Source organism: Herbaspirillum rhizosphaerae (assembly GCF_046025915.1).
GTDB classification, from domain to species: Bacteria; Pseudomonadota; Gammaproteobacteria; order Burkholderiales; family Burkholderiaceae_D; genus Herbaspirillum; species Herbaspirillum rhizosphaerae_A.
The window spans coordinates 314,762-336,802 of sequence record NZ_JAQQFR010000004.1 but is presented as its reverse complement, the minus strand read 5'-3'; the positions used below and the strand labels follow the sequence as shown (position 1 = coordinate 336,802).

Sequence of the window (22,041 nt, the reverse complement as noted above, 5' to 3'; positions counted from 1 at the left end):
CAAGTATAAGGAGGAGAGATGTCGTTGTTTTTGGATATTGTGAGTTCAGCCGCGATTTTGTATCTGGTGGCGGCGGGGCTGCTGATGATCTTCGGCGTGATGAAGATCATCAATTTTGCGCATGGCGCATTTTTGACGATCGGCGCCTATGCCAGCCTGGTCGTCACGCAACTGGGACTCAGTCCCTGGCTGGCGCTGCCGGCGGCGATGATCACCGGCTGGGTGTTCGGCATGGCAATCGAGTATTGCATCGTGCGGCCCTTGTATGCGCGTCCGCTGGACGCCATCCTGGCGACCTGGGGACTGGGCATCGTGATTGCCCAGGTCATCACGCTGGTGTTCGGCCGCGAAGGGCAGTTCGTCAACAGTCCTCTGTCCGGGCCGCTTGACGTTTTCGGTACCGATTACTCTGCCTACCGCCTGCTGCTGATCGTGTTGGCGGCGATCCTGGCGCTGGCCATGAGCCTGCTGCTGACCAAAACGCGCTTCGGCCTGGTCACCCGCGCCGTGATCATGAATGAAGAACTGGCACGTGGACTCGGTATCCATTCGGGCCGTGTGCGTTTCTTCACGTTCAGTCTGGGTGCGGCGCTGGGTTGTCTGGCAGGCACGCTGATTACGCCACTCTCGGGCGTAGATCCGAATATGGGCATCCCTTGGCTGATCAATGCCTTCATGCTCGTGATGGTGGCGGGTTCTTCCATGTTCGGCCTGGTGGCGGCAGCGTTGCTGTTCGGCGGCATCCAGATTTTGTTGAGCACTTACGTCAGTCCGGTGCTGGGTGGGATCGCCATTGTGCTGTTGTCGGCGATCACACTGCGTATTCGTCCCAAGGGGTTTTCTCATGATTAACAGTATTTCCACGAGCGGCCTCACACGCCAGGCACGAGCCAGTCGGTCCTTGTTGCCGGTGGCAGGCGTCTCGATCGCAGCACTGGTGCTGGTGGCAGTGATGCCGTCCGTGTTGGACACTTACCTTCTTAACATCCTGATCCGCGCCTTTTGCTTTGCCATGGTGGCGCTGACGGTCGACATCCTGTGGGGCTATACCGGCGTGCTGACTTTCGGCCAATCGGCGTTCTTCGGCATCGGTGCTTATGCCGCCGGGCTGGTGTTTACCCACATGGGCTTCAGCCCTGCCCACGCCTGGCTGGCGCTGGGCATCGCCGTGGCAGGCGCTGCAGCCGTTGCGGTGCTGGTCGGCTGGCTGTCGTTTTATCAAGGCGCGACGCCGCTGTATGCCTCGGTGATCTCGCTGGTGTTGCCGATCGTGATGACGCAGTTGCTGTTCTCGGGCGGCACCTTCACCGGATCGAGTTCGGGTCTGACGGGCTACACCATGATCGACCTGTCGCTGGAAGCCTGGTTCTGGATCGCCGGCGTGACGCTGGTGCTGGTCACCGCCGCGGCCTGGGTGTTCGTGCATAGCGACGCCGGCAAGATCCTTATCGGCATTCGCGACAATGAATCGCGTTGCGAATACCTTGGTATCAATCCCTCGCTGGTGAAGATCGGCTTGCTGGTCGTTACGGCCGTGGTCGCCAGCGTGGCCGGTTTCGGCTACGCCTCGTTCAGCGGCGTGGTCGCGCCGGAACTCTCGGGCTTTGTGTTCGGCACCGAAATCATCATCTGGGTTGCACTCGGTGGACGCGGCACGCTGATCGGGCCGGTGCTCGGCGCCATCTTCATCGAAACTACCAGCGCCTACCTGAGCGGGAGTCTGCCGTTCTTGTGGAAGTTGCTGGTCGGCGTCGGTTTCGTGCTGGTCATCATTCTGTTGCCGCAAGGGCTCATGCCGCTGGCGCTGCGACTGCGCCGGTTCTTGCCGCGCCGCCTGGCCGGTGGCGTCAACGCGGCGGCGCCGACATTGCTGGAAGCGCCTGGACAGAAACCCCACAGCATCGATCGTTCCACCCCGGCCATGCGGCTCGAACATGTCGCCAAGAATTTCGGCAGCCTGAAGGTGCTGGAGGGCATCGACATCGTGGCCTATCCCGGTGAACTGGTCAGTCTGGTGGGCCCCAACGGCGCCGGCAAAACCACCCTGATGCGTTGCATGAGCGACGGTGCAGAGAGAACTTCCGGCACCATCAGGATCAATGAACATGATATCCGCCGGTTGCCCGCCTACCGCTGCGTGGGATTCGGTATCGGCAGGAAATTTCAGACCGCCAACGTGTTTGAATCGCTGACGGTGGCCGAATGCCTGCGTATCGCCAGGGCCAAAGTCGAGCGGCCGTCGTTGCTGCGGCAAAAAAACACGCTGTCGCTGCCGTCGTATGCACTGGCGGTGTTACGCGCCACCGAGCTGGATCGCAAGCTTGATCAGGTCTGTCGCAACTTGTCGCACGGCGAGCAGCAGGCGCTAGAACTGGCGATGGTGCTGGCGCTGGAGCCGCGCGTGATTTTGCTCGATGAGCCGACGGCTGGCCTGACCAAGGCCGAACGCACGAAGATCGGTCATATTCTTATCGAGCTGTCGCGCGACTACGGTCTGTGTTGCCTGCTGGTGGAACACGATCTTGATTTTGTGTGTGAAATATCGTCGCGCGTGGTGGTGCTTCATCAAGGAAAAATCGTCATGCAGGGCACCGTGAAAGAAGTGGTCGAATCCGAACTGGTGCAATCGGTGTACGCGGGTAACGCAACGCCGGTATCCCAAGCCTTGCAGCAGGCAACAGCATCGAAAGGAGCGACGGCATGAGTGAAGCAGCATTGACCCTGAGCGACATGTCGAGCGGTTACAAGGATTCCATCGTCGTCAGAAACGTGTCCTTGTCGGTTCATCCCGGCGAAATTGTCGCGCTGGTAGGCAAGAACGGCATGGGAAAAACCACGCTGCTCAAGTCCATCATGGGCTATTTGCCGAAGCAGAACGGGTCCGTACGCCTGTTCGGCAAAGACGTCACCAGACAGCCCGCGCATCGGGTGGCGCGCAGCAACATCGCCTACGCTCCGCAGTCGAGATCGCTATTCCACGATCTGAATATCCGCGACAACCTGCGCCTGGGGCTATCGAAGGATAAACTCTTCGACGAGCGCTTTGCCGAAGTGGAGGACTTGTTTCCTTTCCTTAAGGGGCGCATGGCGCAACGGGCCGGCACCCTGTCCGGCGGTGAACAAAAGATGTTGCTCATTGCCCGCGCCCTGATGGTGCGTCCGGCGCTGATTCTGATCGATGAAGTGACCGAGGGCATGCAGCCGTCGGTGATTGATCGGGTCGCCACGGCCTTGCTGCATCAACGCAAGACGCATGGCACCTCGATACTTTTCGTGGAACAAAACGTGCCGTTTGCGGTGGCCGTTGCCGATCGTTACACGGTGCTCAAGCTCGGTGAAATCGTGGAAACCGGTGACACCGCCGGTGCCGACTGCCAGCGCGATATCATGCGCCATCTGAGCGTATGACGCCGCTTTGAAGGGAATAAGGACGATGGAAAAAAATTCAGGAGTGCAGCTCGCGCGGCGCATTGCTGCCGGCGAGTTGCCGGCGCAAGACGCCATGGCCGAAGCTTGTGAACGGATTGCCACATCGGAGCCGGAAATCCAGGCCTTTGTGGCGACGCTTGACCGCGCTACAGCGCTGTCCCATGCGGCACAGGCGCGCGGACCTTTGGCTGGTCTGGCGGTGGCGGTCAAGGATATTTTCGACACTGCCGATCTGCCCACCGCCTATGGCTCGAGCATCTATGCCGGCTATCAACCGGGCAGCGATGCCGCCATCGTGTCCTTGATCCGGCGCGCGGGGGGAACCGTGATCGGCAAGACCGTGACCTGCGAATTCGCCTACATGGCGCCGACGCAGACCCGCAACCCGGCAGATCTGCGGCGCACAGCGGGGGGCTCCTCGTCCGGTTCCGCCGCCGCTGTTGCCGCCGGCATGGTGCCGTTCGCCATCGGCACCCAGACCGGCGGTTCGACGATCCGGCCGGCCTCATTCTGCGGCATCGCCGGTTACAAGCCGAGCTACGACTTGTTTCCCACACCGGGCATGAAATGTTTTTCGTGGTCGCTCGATACGGTAGGCTTGTTCGCCGCCACGGTCACGGACGTGGCGTGGTTTGCCGAGGCGCTGATTGGACGGTCGTTGGCACGCTCCCCGCTGGACATGCGCCAGCTGGTGGTCGGCATCCCGCAAGCCTATCCCTGGGAAGCGCCGTCGGCCTCGGCCACACAGGCCGTGCAGCAAGCTTCAACAGCGATTGAGGCCGCCGGCGGCAAGGTAAGGCAGATCGCGCTGCCGGCCTGGATCGGCGAGCTCTACCGCGCTCACGCGCCCTTGCAGGAATACGAGGCGACGCAAACGCTGGCGTTTGAATTTGACCGTCATCGCGGCAGCCTGTCACCCATGCTCGGTGACTTCCTGCAACGTGCGCAGCGCATCTCGGTGGTGCAATACGACGCCGCGCGCAAGCTGATCGATGACGCCAAAATGCAGATGGATAGTCTATTCGAGGGTATCGATGTCTTGCTCACGCCCAGCGCACCTGGAGAAGCACCGATGGGATGGACTTCAACCGGCGACCCTGCCTTCAACAAGGTATGGACATTGCTTGGTACGCCGTGCGTCAGCGTTCCCGGTTTGTCGGGCCTGGAAGGATGCCCGATGGGCGTGCAAGTGATTGCGCCCCCGTGGCAAGACCAGCGCTGCCTGGCTGCAGCCGCCCTGGTGGAGGCAGCGATCAGGACATGCCGATTCTGACGCGTGCGCCGGCAATCGCCCGCAGCGGGCGCGATTTTATTTGAAACGAGCAACCAATATGACGGCCATGCAGAGAACCACAGAGAACGCAGCAAGGGAAACACCGTTGTCGGAATCATCCACCGAGCCGTGGCGTGTGGGCATCCTGTTTTCACGCGCCGGCATTACCTCGGTCACCGAGTCTGAGCATTTCTTTGGCACCGTGCTGGCCATCGAAGAAATCAATGCGCGCGGCGGCGTGCTGGGACGCCCGCTGGTCCCGGTTGCACTCGACCCCAAGGGCGACCTTGCGGAGTATCGCCGGATGGCGCATCAGATGCTGTCGCGTGAAGATGTCAACGTCATTTTCGGCTGCTCGACTTCATCCAGCCGCAAGGCGGTGCTGCCCGAAATTGAACGCAAGAACGGCTTGCTGTGGTATTGCTCGCTGTATGAAGGCTTTGAATATTCGCCCAACATCATTTACACCGGCGCGGTGCCGAATCAGAACAGCTTGCAGCTGGCCGCCTACCTGCTCAAGAATTGCGGAAAACGCATCTACCTGATCGGCTCGGATTATATTTATCCCAGGGAATCGAATCGCATCATGCGCGATATCGTCGAGCAGCATGGCGGCGAAATCGTCGACGAAATCTATTTGCCGTTCAACGTCAGTAGCGCAGAAATAGAACTAGCCGTACGGGAAATCAACAAGGCGCAGCCCGAGGCCTTGTTTTCCACCGTTATCGGCAGCCCCTCGCGCGAGTTCTATCGCGTGCTGCACGATCTGCGCATCGATCAGAAACCGTTACCCGTCGCCAGTCTGACGTTGGGCGAGACAGAACTCAAGCTGATCGGACCGCAATTTTGCAAGGGCCACATCGTGTCGGCTACCTATTTCAGTTCCTTGCCCTCGGAGGAAAATCAGCGCTTCGTTGCCTCCTATCGCCAGCGTTTTGGCAAGGATGCCACCGTCAGCGCATGGGGGCAGGCGGCTTACGGCCAGGTCTGTTTGTTCGCAAAAGCACTCGAACGGGCTGCATCGATGGACACGCAGAAATTGGTCGAAGCCGTTCTTGAAGAACGCTACGATGCGCCGGAAGGCGCCATCTCCGTGGAACCTGAAAATCATCACCTATGGTTGCAGCCGAAGATAGGCGTGGCGTGTGAGGATGGCAATTTCGACGTGGTCTGGCAGGCAAAAGAGGCTGTCAAGCCCGATCCTTACCTGACGACCTATGAGTTTTCTGAATTCTGGCTGGAGTAGGAACGCGACATGAGCAGACTGTTTGAAGACTTGCGCCATTTGCGGGTGGCGGTGATTCATCCCCCCGGGGAGGATCGCGATATTTTGCAAGGTCAGCTCAAGCGCATCGGTTGCCAAGTGCGTTGGATATGGCCGTTTTGCGCGACACGTCCGGCCGATACCGACGTCATATTCTTTCTGGTCGACAGGGAGCAAACCGTCACCGCCGAATGGTGTTGCACCGAGACGGACGCGGCATTGATTGCTCTGATCGACTATGAGAATCCGACAGTGCTCAGCGCCTTGCTGGAAACCAATGCCAGCGCCGTCATCACCAAACCTTTCCGCTCGTTCGGCATTCTGAGCTCGCTGGTGCTCGCGCGCTCGTCCAACGACTACAAGAAGCGCCTGAACAATAAAGTGAAACGGCTGGAAGACACCTTGCGCTCACGCCGTGAAATCGAAAAAGCCATCGGCATCCTGGTGGCGCGCAAGAGCATCACTGCCAGTGAAGCCTACGAAGCCATCCGCAAACAGGCAACGTCGCAGCGCATACCGGTCGTGCAGGTGGCGACCGATTTGATCCGTGCCAACGAAGCCTTCGACAAGATGGGTTTGCTGAGCGGGGATAAAAAAATCTAGTTATCAAGCCGTACCGGCGTCAGGGCTCATTGCCGCAGCAATGAGGGGGGACTGTTGCGTCCGTAATTTGCAGCGCAAGGCGGCTGCGTGCTCATTTGAGAATCTGTGCCATCGCGCACTTTTTGGAATCGGGATGCTATGAAAATGATATCTGACATCAAGATCGGCGTGCGCCTCGCTTGTGGATTCGGGCTGGTGTTGCTGTTCGCCATCGGGTTGCTGGCGCTGGGCATGCTGAGGATGAGTCAGCTGCAGCACTCGACCGACTTCATCGTCAACACCAAGGTCGCCAGCCTTGATGCGGCAACCGAAATGCGCGAGCAGGGCCGTGCCTTGGTGCTCGTGTTGCGCAGGATCACCACACCCGTCAATCAGGCCGAGGCGGACCGCGAAGCCGCCAACCTGGCGCTCACGCTGGCCGCCTACGCCCGGGCCGAGGTGCTGGCGAAAAAATTGATTGCCGATGAGGCAGGGCGCAGCGCATTGGAAAAAACTGTCGCCAACAAGAGTTCCGTGCTCCAGGTCGTTGACAAGATCCGCAGCATCGTCTCGCAAGGAAATACCTTCGACGCCGCCACGCTCTTGCAAAATGACTTCGACGTACCGCACGGAAAATGGATGCAGGCATTGGGCACGCTGGCGCAAGAGCAGCACGGTGCAATGCGAGTTGCCTACGATGAATCGCTGCGCAACTATCACAGCGCGATGATCGGCATGGCCGCCATCGGGATTGGCATCGTGTTGCTTGGAAGTCTGGCGGCATGGATCATCACAGGGACCATTTCGGGACCGATCAAGCGCGCCGGCATCATTGCCGACCACATTGCAGGTGGCGATTTGTCGCATCAGATCAAGCTCGAAGGAGCCGATGAAATCACCGATTTGCTGCGCTCCCTGCGGGCAATGCAGGCCAATTTGCTGATGATGGTATCCAACATCAAATCGAGTACGACCAACATGGTCATCGCCTCCCAGGAAATCGCTGCAGGCAATCTGGATCTTTCGCATCGTACCGAGTCGCAAGCCAGCTCGCTCGAAGAGACGGCTAGTTCAATGCATGAGCTGACCAACGCAGTCCGCAAAAACGCGGACAGTGCGCAAGCAGCAAATCAACTGGTCCTGTCTGCCAGCGATGCTGCCGCTCAGGGTGGAGTGGTGGTGGGTCGGGTGGTGGAGACCATGAGTTTGATCAAGCAGCATTCCCACAAAATATCCGACATCGTGGGCATGATCGACAGCATTGCATTTCAGACCAATATTCTTGCGCTCAATGCAGCGGTAGAAGCCGCGCGTGCAGGTGAGCAAGGGCGCGGTTTTGCCGTGGTCGCTGCAGAAGTACGTAACCTGGCGCATCGCTCCGCCAATTCCGCCAAAGAAATCAAAGACCTGATCGGCAACACGACAGAAAAGATCGACCAGGGCAGCAAACTGGCGGAAGAGGCTGGTGCATCGATGGCGCGCATTGTGGTCGGCGTTCAACACGTGGCCGACATCATGACGGAAATCAGTTACGCCAGCCGCGAGCAAAGTGAAGGCATCGAACAGATCAATCTGGCGATCGGTCAAATGGATGACATGACACAAAAAAATTCGGCGTTGGTCGAACAGGCGGCAGCAGCAGCTGACAGTATGGAGAAGCAGGCTGCGGGTCTTGGACGTGTCGTGGATACGTTCAAAATCACGATCGATAGCAGACCAAATACAAAGTCAGCCATATTGTTATCGCGGCCATAAACTTGCGCTGACAATGGCTTTCCGTTTAGAACCATTGCCGGGTATAAGGCAACAGTTGCGGCCAGTAATGTTTCTTGTTCGATGGCTGCTTCTGGCCGATTGCGGACGTCCAAGGAATAATATTTTGTACGTTCAAAAGCGTGCCAGCTCACAAAGGACGCCACCAAGATTTTTTCTCAGTTACGACATTCTCCATGAAGACCGGCTCAGAACGCATGTATGCCGTCCAGACATCCTCACCCATCAATTCACTAAGCTGGTCTATAACTTTAACCGAGCGCTCCATAACTTGTCGCACCTGTATTACAAGTTCGCTCCTAGGAACTCGAATGCAAACGTGTGTCTCGTCATAATCGGGGTCTCGCTGCCGAAGATAGATATCGTCTTCATAGGCGTCAACTTCCATTTCCCAGCATTGGTCAACGTCGTAATAAATTTCCCCAGATTCGACTGACAATAGCGCGTTCAGAAATCCTGACACCTCTGAGTAATTGTCATACCAAGGAAAAGAAATATGAACGTCGTCTTCGCTATTCCATAGCCAAAACCGCACCCAGAAGTGATGACGAATTGACCTAAATGAAAGTCGATGATGAACTGCAAATCTAACAACCTGTTTATAGTAAGCAGCCAATTCGCCCTCACGCCCAATAAGCTCGCTCGTACAAACCATTGAGGACTGTCGCCTTGGAATTGAGGGCAGGTCAAGACTCTGTGTGAATTTTGAGCGGTCTGCGTCTATGTGCCTGTCCGGACCGAAATCGAGTTCGTCCTTTAGGAGAAAACACAGTTCCGCATTCAGCATCGATACTGATTGCGCTTCAGAGAACCAAGGTTTCATATTTTGCGTTCAAGTCTGGTAGCAAGCATTCTGTCGGAGTGTCCGTTTCTGGCCGTTTGCGGACTTAGTCCGTCGTTAAAAAAGCCGAGGTGCGTCATCGGCTTCCCCTGCAATGAGATAGCATCTGTTTTTGTTTTTTCTTGTTCAGCTACTATTTTCGATAAATAGGAATGTAGACGATACCGCCGCCTTGCGTGCAACGTCCCTGTTGAAAGAACTGCATGTTCGCGTTGGTAATCGCAATGGTATTTTTGGGATACAGCGATGCGAAATGTGCTTTTGCCGCTTCGAAATTGTTGTCGAAATTAATATTTATGCCGGACAGTTCTTTCGAAAGATGAAAATCCCCGTAGTACTGAATTTGGCCAGCTTTCACGTCGAACACCGGGAGTGCCTGGGTGCAATTAGCTGCATAAGCTTGGTCAGCGACGATGCGGAACAACCCATAGCCTCTCGATTGTTCAGTGACTTTCAACTTGCGAATCAAGTATCCGTTCTCTGGCTTGCCAACGATCCCGCTAGGAAGCTTATAAGTGTCAGAATAGAATTTTCCATCTTCCTTGTCGCCACTGTGGAACACAAGCCGCACATCAACAGGGCCCCCAATGATGACCAAACCTTCGTCGGGTCCCAAGACGATTTCTTTTCCTGATGGAATGTTCGAAAAGGTAACGCATCCCGCTAGCAATGCTGTAGAAAAAAGTGGCAGTAGAATATTTCCATATAGCTTGCGATTTATCATAGCCATTTATTATTAAAAATTGGGGTAAGTGGAACATCAGGAAGGTGCCGATATGTACCGTTCCTTGATTGGCTATTCTTGGCCGATTGCAGGCATTTTATACACCGCTGGCCGCCTGTAATTGATGGTCAGCTTATTATTTTTGTGGCTCACTAGTTATGACAACTCTTGTCTTGAATTTTCCTCTAGAGAGATTTTATGTCGTACCAGTGAACTCATCCGAAAATAAGAAACAGTTAGCCCCATAGGTCCGAATACTAGTGCGCAAAAGACCCATAAGCTTCCATTTTTTCCTACTTTAAACGCCAAATCATCCAGAATGAAAAGGTAATAAATATAAGCCACTATCGCGAGCAAAAATAGATAGCCTAAAACGACACCGGCGCTCTCCGGAATATGCGCTGCAAATATCCCACTAAGAATCCAAATAGCGACTACTGCAACCATTAAAAAGAACGTGTAATTAAGCCAATTCAAACGGCTAACAAGACTAGGATTAGGCATTAAAAAGTAGAGCATTAAATTTTCCTTTTTTTGTTATAACGGAACATTCATAAAGCAGAGGCCTATCCCTCCCCCTAAGACCTGTGTACGTGCGCTACATCTGTAATCGTCATTATTTTCAGAGGTCCCTAAAGCGGGATTTTTTAGACAAACGATCCAACTAGAAATGGCATCAAAACTGCAAAGACCGTTTCTGGCGGCTTGCAGACGTCCATCATTGTTTTAATAGTCTGCTGATTACTCACGAGATTGATTCTGCTCTCGTTGCGCCAAGAGAAAATTTCTTTGAACGGGGCTCTTCAGTACAAGTTGGTGCTCTTCAAGAAACTTGGCCAGGTGCGGTTCGTTCTCACGGACTCCGACGAGCCTGGCGCGCGTATTATCGAGTGCGATAGACGCCCTGCATGTCGAGCAGACAACGTAAGACTTGGAGAGAAACGGGATAGTCTTGATGGTGAAGAACGACACCCACTCGTTTTCCTTCCAGTGCTCCCACGTGCGTTTTTTTTGGCAACGGTAGCAATGGCAACTGAGTGCAGGACCAATCTTTTTGGTCTCCTTGAGCCAACCGAACATGACTAACATCAGTTCTTCCCTTGTAATGGTTCTTAGTTTTTAATGCGCGAGCAGTTTACCAGTCGATATCGCACCTACGCAGACTTATGCAGAGACCAAAGACCGAATTTTGCTTTCCTGCTAACGCTTGCTCCTGGCTGATTGCGGACGTCGATTCTTACTTGAATTATGCGGCGTCGATGAAGACGAAAGTCGATAGCCTGATCGCTTACTAAGCTAGCCAGCCAGGATTCCCTGCCATTGCTAGTATCGGCTCAGCACGTAGTAGCCATATCTTTTTCAACGCTGATTTTGTTCTTGTACGAGTTGCGCCAAAGCCTTCACTTTAGGTTGTACGGAGTCTTTACGCGATATAAGCATTGTGTTGACTGAGTTTATTTTTCCTTTGGGGTAGTGCTCCGATAGTCTCGAACGCTCGGTATAGGTCTCAAGCACCGCAGCAGGTATCAGCGCGACGCCCATGCCGGCAATACAGCAACCAAGAATCGCATGATAAGAACCCAATTCCAAAATCTTCAGAGGGGCGACATCGTCGCTGACGCACCATGCTTCCAGACGTTGGCGATGAGGGCAGTCAGGTTCAAACGCCAATAAGGTACTTGTTCGCATATCTTTTGCGGAGCGAATCTTTGGATGACCAGGTGGACCGATAATCACCAACGGTTCGGTATAGGCCAATATGCTATTGAGCCGGGGATCAGATACAGGTTCAGCCACGAGCGCGGCGTCAAGCTCTCCGCTAAGTACGCGCACAGTGAGCGGTCGAGGGGCGCCAGTTCTCAGTTCTACCGAAAGCCGTGGATATTTTTCATTCAGTTTTCCGAGCAGGGACGGCAATCGTATCGCGGCAGTGCTTTCCATCGCTCCCAATGCCAGCACCCCGGACGGAGCTGTATCGTGCATCGCGGCCCTTGTTTCTTCCGCCAGTGCCACCAAACGCACAGCATAGCCAAACAATAATTTTCCATGACCGGACAACTGAAGCCGATTTCTTTCTCGAATAAAGAGAGAGATATCGAGATCTGCTTCCAATTTCTGAATACAGGTAGTGACGTTGGAGGGCACGCGGTGCAGCACTGACGCTGCATTTGTGATGCCTCCTTCGTTGACTACAGCGAGAAAGACACGCAGATCGGAAAGTTTCATATTCTTATTTTGGAAACGAAAAATTCATTTTAATTCAATATTAAAGAATTTATATAAGCTCTACTATTCGCCAATCAGCCTTCATTCAGAAGGAGGAAATCATTTGGAGACGACATGTTGCTAACGGTATTTCGGTCAAGACTACGTTCTGAAAATCAAGAAGAATATTTAGCCTGGGCGTCACGTATGAGCCTATTGGTAGCAAAAATTCCTGACTACGTTTCACATAAAGGATTTGTCTCAGCGGATGGAGAACGTGTGACGGTCGTGGAGTTTTCTAGCGAAGAAGGAATGAAAGCATGGGCGACGCATCCTGAACATCTGGAGGCAAAGAAAAAAGGACGAGAGTCATTCTTTTCAGAATATCGTGTTCAGATTTGCAATGTCTTACGAGATAGCGCGGATCGGACTCGTTGAAGATCGTCGGCTGGAAGTACTGCACAGATCGGAGAGAATACGGAGGTGCATTGGGGCTATGCACTGAGGACAATTGTGTTTGTGCTTCTGGCCGATTGCGGACGGTCAAGTACGATTGTGAGCCGATTGTGGATTGTGGACTTTGAAATCTGATAATACTCACCGAATCGATATCGTCGCCTTATTTTCCACCATAAGTCTGGGTCGGCACCCATTTTCCACCCTGGACGCGAAACACCGTATAGGCGGGATTATTGAGGTTGCCCTGGCTGTCGAACGAGATCTGTCCAGTCAGACCTTTGTATTTCAGATTGTGCAAGGTTTGATTTAGTTTTGCCGGCAACAGTGAGTCTGCTTGCATGATGGCCGCTATGATGACATTGGCCGCATCGTAGGCAAATGGCGCGTAGTAATCAATGTGATCGCCGTAGGTGGCGACAAATTTTTTGTGAAATTTTTTCCAGCCATTCATGCTGCCTTGCGGCAGACCAGTGGCAATGCCAAAGGTGCCTTCGCCGGTGGCACCTGTGAGGCTCAGGTAGATCGGACTGACGATTCCACCGGCGGCGATCATGCTGGCGTTAATGTGTGCCCGTTTCAAGCTGGCCTGTAATACTGCGGCCTGCGCCATCAGCCCGCCAAAGAAGACGATATCAGGATTCTTGATTTTCAGGTCGTTCATGGCGGCATTGAAATCGGAGGTTTTGCTGCTGATGCTGTGACGTGCGACCAATGCGCCTTGTTTAAGTTGAAGATCCTGGCTGAACAGGTTCGCCAGCATAGTGCCGTAGATGGTGTCATCGTTGATCACGGCGATACGTTTGGCATGCAGGTTTTGTTGCGCGAACTGGACCAAGTGGCGGCTGATGTCGCCGTCGTGGCCCACTACGCGAAATACATTCTCGAAGCCGTTGGCAGTGAGCTTCATGCTGCTAGAGCCGGGCGAAACTTGTGGAATATTGGCGGCGTGATAGACCGGCGCTGCGCTCACACTGGAAGTTGATTGCCAATGGCCAACAACGGCGATGGCACCTGCTTTGACCAGATACTTGGCGACCAGCGCGGCAATGCGCTCGTTGCCTTGATCATCTTGGGCCAGCAAACGAAATTCTACCGGCATGCCGTCAATGTGCGGATCGCCCGCATTTGCCTCGGCGAGCGCCATTTCTGCTGCATGCACCATGCTTTGGCCAATGCCGGCCGAGTCTCCTGAAAGCGGGCCGGCGAAACCGATTGTCACAACCCGGCGTACCACAGGGACGGTTTGGACTATATGGTTGGAATTGTTCGCGCGGCTTGAATTGGAAGGCGTTGCGGCATTGCTGCCGCCACTCAGCAGCATTGCGACCGTCAGGACGTATGCTGACAACCTGACCGATAGCCAAGCGAATGGCATGATTGACGGTGACTGATTCCAACGCGATGCACCGGTGCTGAGCCCGGCAGAAACCGATTTCATTGCGTTCCTCCTGATGGCTAAACGGTTGACATTGCCATGGGTCACACAGGATGCGCCGTTGCGAAGGCCTGCAAGCAAGAGCATTCAATGCATCATTATCGGCTAGCTACGCTGATTTTAGGGTGTCATTGACAGAAAAAGGCAATGCTGACAATTTCCATACATGTTTTGGATTGTTCAAGCGCAGCGTAAGGTGCGCAATGCCGGGGTGTTGAACAACACTGCAATCCCCCCGTACGCCCCCTTGAGTACTCACTTTAATATAGTTCTTGTCGAACTTGGTTTGATAGGCGAAGGGCTCATGTGAACTACCAAAAACATTGGGATATAAGGCACTTAGATTTGGTGGTTCCGACGGTCTTTGAATTCCGTGATTGCGGCGCGAATCTCCTTTTACTTACACAATGATGAATGACGACTTGAAAGTTGGTGCTTCGCCTCCCTGCGCCGGTAACTGACGTTAAGAACGTAGACCATGCTTTGGTACTATTGGGCGTCCGCAAACGGCCTCGGCTGCGTAAAAACGTAAAACATCAGAAAAATCATGTGTAGGGAGATGCTTCCCGATGCCAAGAAAATCGAATACAACGCGATCTGAGAGGCCGATTTTTAAGATGACTAAAATTTCTACGTTTTTATACAGCCGCGGCCAGATGCGGACGCTACTCGACGTAAAAGAGGGAAATTTCACGCATCGCGATAGTTTCTGATTGTCCGGCTCCAGCAGTTGGTGGAGCCGTTTTTTGGTTATCAACCGACGTGTTTTTCGCGCATTAATTCAATACCTGTAGACCAAGCCATCTCGGGTCGATACCCAAGATCCCGCTGTGCTTTCGAGATATCCAGAGTAAAGTCTTTACTAATGAACCGCAGGAGCTGCCGTGTTATTGGAGGCTCTCCCTTACGGGAGAAGAGCTTCCAAATTGCTTCCATCATCGTAGCCATGAACCATGCCATCCCAGATGGGATAGAACGTTTCGGCGCTTGGACGCCCTGGCAATTCAGGAATGCGTTCAGTATTTCACGAAAGCTTTGGTCAATGCCGTCACTGATGAAATAGGCTTCACCGCCTCGACCTCTATCGATGGCAAGCTCGATTGCGTGGCAGACGTTATCAACGTGAACGGTCGACATCACTGCAGAGCCGTTATTCACGAAGCGGAATTCCTCAGTCTTCACGTTCTCTAAAATGTCCTCCAGCATCGGCATACCGTCGCCCCAAATCATCGGCGGACGAATGACAACAGTGTCGAAAGTGCCGGGTCGGTTAGCTTTTAGAACCAGCATTTCGCTGCGTGCCTTCGAGGCAGCGTAAGGAGCCCAAAACCGTTCTTGAAGTGGCAGGCTTTCCTGTGCTTTGTGAATATCGACCATATCGCCCATGATGACCGCCGCAGCGCCGACCTGTATAAAACGCTTGACCCCGGCAGCCTGTGCAGCGTTGAGGAGCAACTCGGTGCCGCGAACATTCACCGCCTCAAATTCAGCATTGGTCCCCCAAAGCTTGAAGAGTGCCGCCACATGGACCACAATGTCGCAGCCGCGCAACGATGCGACCAGCTCGCTGGCTTCGTTGAGGCTACCGTGAACTGGCATCGCTCCTAAGCTTTTTACAATCCGACCTCCTTCGTCGTTGCGCACCAAGGCTCGCACTTGCCATCCTTGTGCAACCAAACGCTTGATTAATCGGCCGCCGACGAACCCGGAGCCTCCAGTAACAAAACATGTGTGGTTCATTCCAAACTCCTATAACAATGTTATACAAACTTTATAACATTGTTATAATGAATGTCAATAGCAAGCTGATTTCATATAACCATGGACAATATTTCTGTAATCCTTGACGCTGCCGCGGCGCTGCTTGAAGCACACGGTCCCGAGGCACTTACTGCGCGCGCAGTTTGTGATGCCTCGGGTATCAAGGCACCCACGCTTTATCATTATTTCGGGGGAAAGCAGGGCCTTGAACGGGCGTTGATTGAGCGCGGGATGGCTGAGTTCATGCAAAAGAAACGCATGCCTCCGCCTTCAGCTGACCCACTTGAGCAACTCAAGTCTGGATGGGACATTGCAGTCGAATTCGCCCTCAAACGGCCTGCATTGTGGCGCCTTCATGCTCAGTATGCGATGACGCATCCCGAAGTGTTTGCGGACGCGTATGCGCTGATGCAATCGCGAATACAGCGGCTCGTGGACTTAGGTATTTTCAACGGTCCTGTCGATGTTTCGGCTCGTTCTTTTTGGGCAGCATGTCAGGGGGTGCTTGCTCTGATTCTGCAGGGACATAGCAACCAGGACGTCGAGTTCACGAGCGAAGCACTTTTCGATGCGGTTACGGCTCGGCTGAGACGCCTATGAGTCGCCAATCGTTTTAAAGACACGAGTGCTTGGCCCTGACAATGTACGTGTTTGATCCAAAGATGACGATCTCCTGCAAGATTTAATATCAAACGCGAGGCCTTCCGATGGCTGTACAGGACCTGAATCGATAGCATGTTTCACCGTGAGCAACCGGCCCCGGCTGCGTAAAAACGTAAAACTGCGGTACTAAAACTATCCGTTAATCCATAAACGACAAAGCCTGCATACGCAGGCTTTGTTCTATCTCTGTAATCATCCAACATATGCAACCAGCCATGCCGCGCTTACGCCATGGAATCGTCGTAGCTACCGCTGTCACTGCTGTCATCAAGATCAATGTTGCTGAGGTCTGCGAGATCGTTGTTGGACGCCGTTTCACTGCTGCTGTCGTTACGGTCTTGAGCATGCGTCTCACGTCCCTTGTCGGCGCTGTCGCCGTAGTAATTGTTGACCGTCGTGTTCTCAACGTTTTCAACAGGGGCGCTCAATCCATTCTGATGCGCTGATCCTAAGCCGCTGCTGCTGCCGCTATTCATCAGATGCTCGATTCCTTGGTAAAGGAAAGCGCCACCCGCCACGCCGGCTGCGGTGGCTGCAACAGTACCCAGCATGCTGCCCATGCCGCCACCAAAAAATCCCGCGGACGGCGCCGGTGCCGCCTGGTATTGCGGAGCTGTCTGTGCAGGCGCAGGTGCGGGCGCATACGCCGGTGTATAAGCAGGAGGCGGCTCGGAACGCGCAACCGCAGCAGGCGAATTGCCCCAGGAATTGCTATCCAGAAATCCACGTGCCGGGCCTGCGCTTGATTGCAATGCCTGTACCTGACTTTGCAATGAGGCAATCTGAGCCTTGGATGTTGCGAGCGCCTGATCCATCAACAACGCTCGTTGCACCAGCAGGTAGGCTGCATCCGGCTGCTGCGCGATGGCACTGGCGATCATCGCGTCAGCTTGCGGATCTTTGCCGATGCCGCGTACCTGTGTCAGTTGATTGAGAAAATCTTGAAGCATTTGTGTTTCTTGAGGACTCATGATGCCTGGCTCCCAGCCTGTATACAAAGCGATAAACGCACAACAATAAACGAGACAATATGCCCCCGTCTTCAGACGGCTTTGATGCTCATTATGCGCGTGATATCGCCCTGCATTTGTGACTGGAATTGCAAAGTTCGAAACAGCTTGTAACTTGATCTCTTCAAACTGCCGACAGCAGCTATCTGGAACACCCTGCGATCAAGCGGCGCTCAATGTCAATATCGACGTGGCCTACTCTGCTGACTGGTTTGACTGCTGAGCGATGAACTCAGTCGCACGATCACCAGGCAAGAAATGGATTGTCTTCATCGAACCGATAGCAAAAATAAAACCCGCTACTTCGACCTTGTTTGTATGTGGGGTTTTAGCTGGTGCCTTACAAACAATCGGCGACGGCTTCCTCTTGCGCTGCCGGTGATTTCTTGAATCTTGTTGCCAGCCAACACAAGATCGAACCGGCGCATACCAACGATGCGCCCACCCAGAATGACTTCGGCAAAGGCGCATGCAACAAGACTGCTGACAGCGCCGAGGAAAAAACAGGGATGAAGTACGACGCGCCCGCCAGAACAGTGACGTTGCCATGCAGGATACCCACGTTCCATGCCGCATAGCCAAACCCCATCGCTGCCGCCGCCAAGAGCAGATAAACAACCGCCGGGGTGCTGAACGACATCGCAGCATGATCGCCGAGGAAAAATTTCCCCCACAGCGTCAGCGCGACGAGGATGAAGAACAGCGTCACCCCATTCTTCCCCTGCGCGAGGCGGGCTGTCACGCTGCAATAAGCGGCCCAGATGATGGCGCCAAAAAAGGCTAAACCATAGCTAAGCGGATTGTCCTGAATGTTGGCGAGCATGCTCGCGATATCCAGCCCCTGGTCGCCGCCCAGCACCCAGCAGATGCCAAGAATCGAGAAAACGAAACCGGGAACGACCAGCCAGGTAGCGCGCTGCTTGTTGAATGCGATAGAAGAGATGAGCGTGAACGTCGGCCACAGATAGTTGACCATGCCGACCTCGATTGCTTGCCGGCCTGTGTTGGCATAGCCTATCGACAGGGAAAGACAGAGCTCATAACTTACAAACAGGAGGCTGCCCCAAAACAGATATTTTCTGGGGAAGCTGCTGAGTTTGGGAAAGCCAACCGACAACAACAGGAACAAGGAAGCCACGCTGTAAATCATCGCTGCGCCGCCGGTTGCACCGAGAGTTTCGCTGACGCCGCGAATCAATCCGACAATCGAACTCCAGAGGACCACTGCGGTAAGTCCAATCATCGTGGCCTTCTTGCTAGTCATTCATGCTCATCAAATAATGGTAATAGGGTAAAGGCCAGAATCATGTTGCCAAAGAGAAGAGCCGATGATCGTCAGTGAGCAACTGCATGTCTGGTTTGCGGATGGGACGTGGAATGTATGCGTGGTGGGAAATGCGCTCGATCGGATTCAACCGAACGCAAACTCAATATCCCCGAGCGCGGGTATCTTATCATCCTCGGCGTTGGTGGCACACGGCAAACCCATCAGAGAACGTCCATCCACCGCTTCTATTTGATTATCAAAAAATCAATATCCCCACATGGATTTACATGTGATTTTGTTCAAAAACGTCCGGTAACCGACCAGACGTGAACATCACACAACGGGCGGCTGCAGATCAACATCCGGTTGGCAAGCCGAGGAGACCGGCAGGCGCTAAAATAGCTTCCCCGTTTTCATAAGTTTGTTTGGGCAAGCCCACGCGCATCTGTTATTCATGGCACTAGATCCCTCCACCATCCTGATTCTCACAACCGCCTTGGCTGCCGCCGCGGCACTTTACCTGGCCGTGGAGTGGAATAGCGTTCGCGAGAAATCGCTGTTGTTCTGGAGCGCCGGCTTCGCAGTCATCACCGTGGGTTGCGTGCTGGCGCTACTGCGCAGCAGCGGCTTTTTGCTGATCGGCATCTGGTTTGCCAACGGGCTGCTGATCATTGCTCACTGGCTATTTCTGGCAGGTGTTGCCAGATTCACGCAAACCAAACTGTCGCGCGGCTGGTATCTGATCGCCGTGATATGGCTCGCCATGCTGCTGGTGCCCAGCGAGCCCTGGTGGTCCAAGCTGATGCTGTGCATCCAATCCCTGCTGATTGCCTCCGTCACCCTGCGCGCCAGCTTCATGCTGCGTCCGCATGGCGTCTCTCTCAGCGTCGGCGCGGTGCAGTTACGTTATGTACTGCTGGTACACGGGCTCTTCTATCTTGCCAAGGCCGGTTCAACGGTGGCGCTGAATACCTTTGTCGACCTTGCCGCCTTCCGTGGCGAAGTGATCCAGATCTCGCTGGTGGAAGGTGCGATGGCGATCATGCTGATCGCCTTGTCCATGACCGGTACCGAGCGCCATCGCCGCGAAGAACGCATCGAACAACTCGCCGCCCGTGATCCATTGACCGCGCTGTACAACCGTCGCGCGCTGGACCGGCGTGCGCCCGGCTTACTCGAACAGGCCTCGCCGGCGAATCCCGGGGCTTTGCTGTTGATCGATATCGACAACTTCAAATTAGTCAATGACCTGCATGGCCACAGCGCCGGCGACAAACTGCTGGTTGCCCTGAGCGAAATGATCCGGGATGCCTTGCCGCAAGGATCCTTGGCCGCGCGGTTGGGTGGAGACGAGTTTGTTATCTTGCTGCGCAATGCTTCCAACGACAGCGTAGTCACGCTGGGCAATGGCCTGCGTGAGAGTTTCGGACAGATGGCGCGAGAAGCGTTTTCCACCCCCATGGCGGTTACTCTCAGTGTCGGTGGCGCACTGTTCGACCATCCACCGACAGGCTTGGCCGCGTTGCTCGAACTGGGGGACACCGCCTTGTACCAGTCGAAGCGTGGAGGACGGGACAGAGTCAAGGTCGTGACTTCCGTTTAGCGAAAGCATCGCAGGACCAAAAACAATCAGCGCAGACAGACTGAGGAGCAAACCATAGCTGCTCTATAAGAGCAGACAATTCCTCCTGCCTGCAGGTTTCCGCGAGACACGGCATAATGCCCGACACCAGCCCCCCATCTGACGGTCGCCTTTGTTGAGGCCGACGCCGCGCATGTTGCGGTGAGTCAAACAGAATCAGGCAGCTATTCCTAACCGACGCCATGTCCGAATCAATCCAAGCAAAACGCCACCTCGTCATCGCAGCAGTGATGGCCTCCATGGCAATGGTCGCCCTCGAAGCCACCATTGTCGCCACCGCCATGCCGCAAATCGTCACGCAACTGGGAGGACTGCACCTCTACAGCTGGGTGTTTTCATCTTTCCTGCTGACGCAGACGGCGATGACGGTGGTGTTCGGCAAACTCTCCGATCTGTATGGCCGCAAACCAGTGATGCTGGCCGGTATCGCAATCTTTTTGCTGGGTTCCGTACTGGCCGGCTTCGCCTGGTCAATGCCCGCGATGATCGTGTTTCGCCTGATTCAGGGTGTCGGCGCAGGAGCGATCCAACCCGTGTCGATGACCATCGTCGCCGATCTGTATCCGGCCCGCGAACGCGGCAAGGTGCAAGGTTATCTGGCCAGCGTCTGGGCGGTATCGGCGGTGCTTGGCCCGCTGGTCGGCAGCCTGATCATTCACGATATGTCGTGGGCCTGGATCTTTTGGCTGAATGTGCCGATCGGCCTGGCGGCGGCAGTCGGCTTTGTCATGTTCTTGCGGGAAGGCGAGCGGCACGGCAAGCCGTCTCTCGATATTCCGGGGGCCGTCTTGTTTACCGCCGCGATCGGTGCGCTGATGTTTGCGCTGACCGACATCGGTGCGTCCAACACAGAACACGCCTTGATCGAACTGGCCATCTTCGCTGCCTGTACGGTGCTATTTGTATTGCAGGAACGGCGTGCGGCCGATCCGATGATTTCGTTCAGCATCTGGGCCCATCGCCCGATTGCAGCGTCGAATTGCGCGACGGTGTTTGTGGGCATGGCGATGATGGGATTGACGACGTTCCTGCCGGTGTATGTGCAGGGCGTGTTGCATCGCACGCCGGTTGTCGCCGGTCTGGCGCTGACCATGATGATGGTCGGCTGGCCGCTGGGCGCGACGACCACGGCAAAATCACTGCATCGTTTTGGCCTGCGGCAATTGATGGTGTTCGGCAGTGGTGTGATTCCGCTGGGCGCACTGTTCTTCGTGCTGCTCACGCCCGATAGTTCGCCGTTGATGGCCGGCATCGGTTCGCTGATCATGGGGCTTGGCATGGGTATCGCCAGCGTCAGCTCGCTGGTGCTGATTCAGGAAATCGTGGAGCCGCGCCAACGCGGCAGCGCCACGGCATCGAATCTTTTCTCGCGCAATCTGGGCAATACGCTGGGCGCAACACTGTTCGGCGCGGTGCTCAATTACGGACTCGCGCATGCGCCGGGTTCGGTTCCCGTGACTGCCGATCAGATCAAGCATTTGCTCGATACACAAGCCGACAGCGGCGTGCAAAATATGCTGGTGCAGGATGCCTTGCATCATTCGCTGCACATTACCTTTGTGATGATGTTTGTGATTGCAATCGCAGTGCTGCTGGCCGCGATGGTGGTACCGCACATTTCCCTGCGACGCAACGTACAGGTGTCGCCGCACGAAAATCTCTGACATATCTGATATCGCCGATAGCAAGCCTGTCAGCTGCAATGGCTGACAG

At 54.7% G+C, this 22,041-nt stretch carries 20 protein-coding genes; 11 read left to right on the top strand and 9 right to left on the bottom strand.

The annotated features are described in order from the left end of the window. Positions 1–18: 18 nt before the first annotated feature. From PQR63_RS08475 to PQR63_RS08445, 7 genes are all read left to right on the top strand, one after another. On the top strand, positions 19–852 hold the full coding sequence (locus tag PQR63_RS08475; protein WP_408167335.1) for a branched-chain amino acid ABC transporter permease: 834 nt from the start codon (positions 19–21) through the stop codon (positions 850–852). After that, positions 845–2,704 (top strand): branched-chain amino acid ABC transporter ATP-binding protein/permease, encoded by a 1,860-nt coding sequence (locus PQR63_RS08470; protein WP_408167333.1) that lies wholly within the window; start codon positions 845–847, stop codon positions 2,702–2,704. Before PQR63_RS08475 ends, PQR63_RS08470 begins: the two co-directional genes overlap by 8 nt. Further along, the gene (locus PQR63_RS08465) at positions 2,701–3,408 is read left to right on the top strand and encodes a branched-chain amino acid ABC transporter ATP-binding protein (protein WP_265215725.1); all 708 of its coding nucleotides are present in this window, start codon (positions 2,701–2,703) and stop codon (positions 3,406–3,408) included. Before PQR63_RS08470 ends, PQR63_RS08465 begins: the two co-directional genes overlap by 4 nt. A 25-nt stretch (positions 3,409–3,433) precedes the next feature. Beyond that, positions 3,434–4,702 carry an amidase gene (locus PQR63_RS08460; protein WP_408167331.1) on the top strand — a complete coding sequence of 423 codons (1,269 nt, stop codon included), beginning with the start codon at positions 3,434–3,436 and terminating at the stop codon, positions 4,700–4,702. Between the two features lie 58 nt (positions 4,703–4,760). Next, positions 4,761–5,948 (top strand): transporter substrate-binding domain-containing protein, encoded by a 1,188-nt coding sequence (locus PQR63_RS08455; RefSeq protein WP_408167329.1) that lies wholly within the window; start codon positions 4,761–4,763, stop codon positions 5,946–5,948. A gap of 9 nt (positions 5,949–5,957) precedes the next feature. Beyond that, entirely contained in the window at positions 5,958–6,569 is a 612-nt protein-coding gene (locus PQR63_RS08450; protein ID WP_265215722.1) for an ANTAR domain-containing response regulator, read from the top strand. Between the two features lie 138 nt (positions 6,570–6,707). Next, positions 6,708–8,303, top strand: coding sequence for a methyl-accepting chemotaxis protein (locus tag PQR63_RS08445; protein ID WP_408167327.1), 1,596 nt, complete (start codon positions 6,708–6,710; stop codon positions 8,301–8,303). A gap of 148 nt (positions 8,304–8,451) precedes the next feature. On the opposite strand, the gene PQR63_RS08440 is transcribed toward PQR63_RS08445, so the two are convergent. The 5 genes from PQR63_RS08440 to PQR63_RS08420 form a co-directional block, all read right to left on the bottom strand. After that, complete coding sequence (locus tag PQR63_RS08440) at positions 8,452–9,144, bottom strand: hypothetical protein (RefSeq protein WP_408167325.1); 693 nt, start codon at positions 9,142–9,144, stop codon at positions 8,452–8,454. A gap of 151 nt (positions 9,145–9,295) precedes the next feature. Further along, positions 9,296–9,886, bottom strand: coding sequence for a hypothetical protein (locus PQR63_RS08435; RefSeq protein ID WP_408167323.1), 591 nt, complete (start codon positions 9,884–9,886; stop codon positions 9,296–9,298). A gap of 156 nt (positions 9,887–10,042) precedes the next feature. Continuing rightward, positions 10,043–10,405, bottom strand: coding sequence for a hypothetical protein (locus PQR63_RS08430; protein ID WP_408167321.1), 363 nt, complete (start codon positions 10,403–10,405; stop codon positions 10,043–10,045). Between the two features lie 222 nt (positions 10,406–10,627). Continuing rightward, positions 10,628–10,975: a hypothetical protein gene (locus PQR63_RS08425; RefSeq protein WP_408167319.1), complete on the bottom strand. Its 348-nt coding sequence runs from the start codon at positions 10,973–10,975 to the stop codon at positions 10,628–10,630. Positions 10,976–11,245: 270 nt separating this feature from the next. Further along, on the bottom strand, positions 11,246–12,112 hold the full coding sequence (locus PQR63_RS08420; RefSeq protein WP_408167317.1) for a LysR substrate-binding domain-containing protein: 867 nt from the start codon (positions 12,110–12,112) through the stop codon (positions 11,246–11,248). 114 nt (positions 12,113–12,226) lie between these two features. Here PQR63_RS08420 and PQR63_RS08415 point away from each other — a divergent pair, with 114 nt between their 5' ends. Next, complete coding sequence (locus PQR63_RS08415) at positions 12,227–12,529, top strand: antibiotic biosynthesis monooxygenase family protein (RefSeq protein WP_408167315.1); 303 nt, start codon at positions 12,227–12,229, stop codon at positions 12,527–12,529. Positions 12,530–12,710: 181 nt separating this feature from the next. On the opposite strand, the gene PQR63_RS08410 is transcribed toward PQR63_RS08415, so the two are convergent. Together PQR63_RS08410 and PQR63_RS08405 are read right to left on the bottom strand one after the other, a co-directional pair. Then, a complete protein-coding gene (locus PQR63_RS08410; protein ID WP_408167313.1) occupies positions 12,711–14,072 on the bottom strand; it encodes a branched-chain amino acid ABC transporter substrate-binding protein in 1,362 nt (453 codons plus the stop codon). Between the two features lie 666 nt (positions 14,073–14,738). After that, the gene (locus PQR63_RS08405; protein ID WP_408167311.1) at positions 14,739–15,725 is read right to left on the bottom strand and encodes an NAD-dependent epimerase/dehydratase family protein; all 987 of its coding nucleotides are present in this window, start codon (positions 15,723–15,725) and stop codon (positions 14,739–14,741) included. An 81-nt stretch (positions 15,726–15,806) separates the two neighbouring features. Here PQR63_RS08405 and PQR63_RS08400 point away from each other — a divergent pair, with 81 nt between their 5' ends. Beyond that, on the top strand, positions 15,807–16,346 hold the full coding sequence (locus PQR63_RS08400; RefSeq protein ID WP_408167309.1) for a TetR/AcrR family transcriptional regulator: 540 nt from the start codon (positions 15,807–15,809) through the stop codon (positions 16,344–16,346). A gap of 287 nt (positions 16,347–16,633) precedes the next feature. Here the strand turns inward: PQR63_RS08400 and PQR63_RS08395 are convergent, their stop codons facing one another. Both PQR63_RS08395 and yddG read right to left on the bottom strand, forming a co-directional pair. Then, complete coding sequence (locus tag PQR63_RS08395) at positions 16,634–17,380, bottom strand: DUF2076 domain-containing protein (RefSeq protein ID WP_408167307.1); 747 nt, start codon at positions 17,378–17,380, stop codon at positions 16,634–16,636. A 379-nt stretch (positions 17,381–17,759) separates the two neighbouring features. Next, a complete protein-coding gene (gene yddG, locus PQR63_RS08390; RefSeq protein ID WP_408167305.1) occupies positions 17,760–18,683 on the bottom strand; it encodes an aromatic amino acid DMT transporter YddG in 924 nt (307 codons plus the stop codon). 457 nt (positions 18,684–19,140) lie between these two features. Here yddG and PQR63_RS08385 point away from each other — a divergent pair, with 457 nt between their 5' ends. Next, a complete protein-coding gene (locus PQR63_RS08385; RefSeq protein WP_408167304.1) occupies positions 19,141–20,289 on the top strand; it encodes a GGDEF domain-containing protein in 1,149 nt (382 codons plus the stop codon). 221 nt (positions 20,290–20,510) lie between these two features. Next, entirely contained in the window at positions 20,511–21,992 is a 1,482-nt protein-coding gene (locus PQR63_RS08380; RefSeq protein ID WP_408167302.1) for an MDR family MFS transporter, read from the top strand. The last annotated feature ends 49 nt before the right edge of the window (positions 21,993–22,041 follow it).

Bases quoted from the DNA above. Each gene is read 5' to 3' on its own strand.
- PQR63_RS08475 (WP_408167335.1), top strand. From the start codon at position 19: ATGTCGTTGTTTTTGGATATTGTGAGTTCAGCCGCGATTTTGTATCTG.
- PQR63_RS08470 (WP_408167333.1), top strand. From the start codon at position 845: ATGATTAACAGTATTTCCACGAGCGGCCTCACACGCCAGGCACGAGCC.
- PQR63_RS08465 (WP_265215725.1), top strand. From the start codon at position 2,701: ATGAGTGAAGCAGCATTGACCCTGAGCGACATGTCGAGCGGTTACAAG.
- PQR63_RS08460 (WP_408167331.1), top strand. From the start codon at position 3,434: ATGGAAAAAAATTCAGGAGTGCAGCTCGCGCGGCGCATTGCTGCCGGC.
- PQR63_RS08455 (WP_408167329.1), top strand. From the start codon at position 4,761: ATGACGGCCATGCAGAGAACCACAGAGAACGCAGCAAGGGAAACACCG.
- PQR63_RS08450 (WP_265215722.1), top strand. From the start codon at position 5,958: ATGAGCAGACTGTTTGAAGACTTGCGCCATTTGCGGGTGGCGGTGATT.
- PQR63_RS08445 (WP_408167327.1), top strand. From the start codon at position 6,708: ATGAAAATGATATCTGACATCAAGATCGGCGTGCGCCTCGCTTGTGGA.
- PQR63_RS08440 (WP_408167325.1), bottom strand. From the start codon at position 9,144: ATGAAACCTTGGTTCTCTGAAGCGCAATCAGTATCGATGCTGAATGCG.
- PQR63_RS08435 (WP_408167323.1), bottom strand. From the start codon at position 9,886: ATGATAAATCGCAAGCTATATGGAAATATTCTACTGCCACTTTTTTCT.
- PQR63_RS08430 (WP_408167321.1), bottom strand. From the start codon at position 10,405: ATGCTCTACTTTTTAATGCCTAATCCTAGTCTTGTTAGCCGTTTGAAT.
- PQR63_RS08425 (WP_408167319.1), bottom strand. From the start codon at position 10,975: ATGTTAGTCATGTTCGGTTGGCTCAAGGAGACCAAAAAGATTGGTCCT.
- PQR63_RS08420 (WP_408167317.1), bottom strand. From the start codon at position 12,112: ATGAAACTTTCCGATCTGCGTGTCTTTCTCGCTGTAGTCAACGAAGGA.
- PQR63_RS08415 (WP_408167315.1), top strand. From the start codon at position 12,227: ATGTTGCTAACGGTATTTCGGTCAAGACTACGTTCTGAAAATCAAGAA.
- PQR63_RS08410 (WP_408167313.1), bottom strand. From the start codon at position 14,072: ATGCTCTTGCTTGCAGGCCTTCGCAACGGCGCATCCTGTGTGACCCAT.
- PQR63_RS08405 (WP_408167311.1), bottom strand. From the start codon at position 15,725: ATGAACCACACATGTTTTGTTACTGGAGGCTCCGGGTTCGTCGGCGGC.
- PQR63_RS08400 (WP_408167309.1), top strand. From the start codon at position 15,807: ATGGACAATATTTCTGTAATCCTTGACGCTGCCGCGGCGCTGCTTGAA.
- PQR63_RS08395 (WP_408167307.1), bottom strand. From the start codon at position 17,380: ATGAGTCCTCAAGAAACACAAATGCTTCAAGATTTTCTCAATCAACTG.
- yddG (WP_408167305.1), bottom strand. From the start codon at position 18,683: ATGACTAGCAAGAAGGCCACGATGATTGGACTTACCGCAGTGGTCCTC.
- PQR63_RS08385 (WP_408167304.1), top strand. From the start codon at position 19,141: ATGGCACTAGATCCCTCCACCATCCTGATTCTCACAACCGCCTTGGCT.
- PQR63_RS08380 (WP_408167302.1), top strand. From the start codon at position 20,511: ATGTCCGAATCAATCCAAGCAAAACGCCACCTCGTCATCGCAGCAGTG.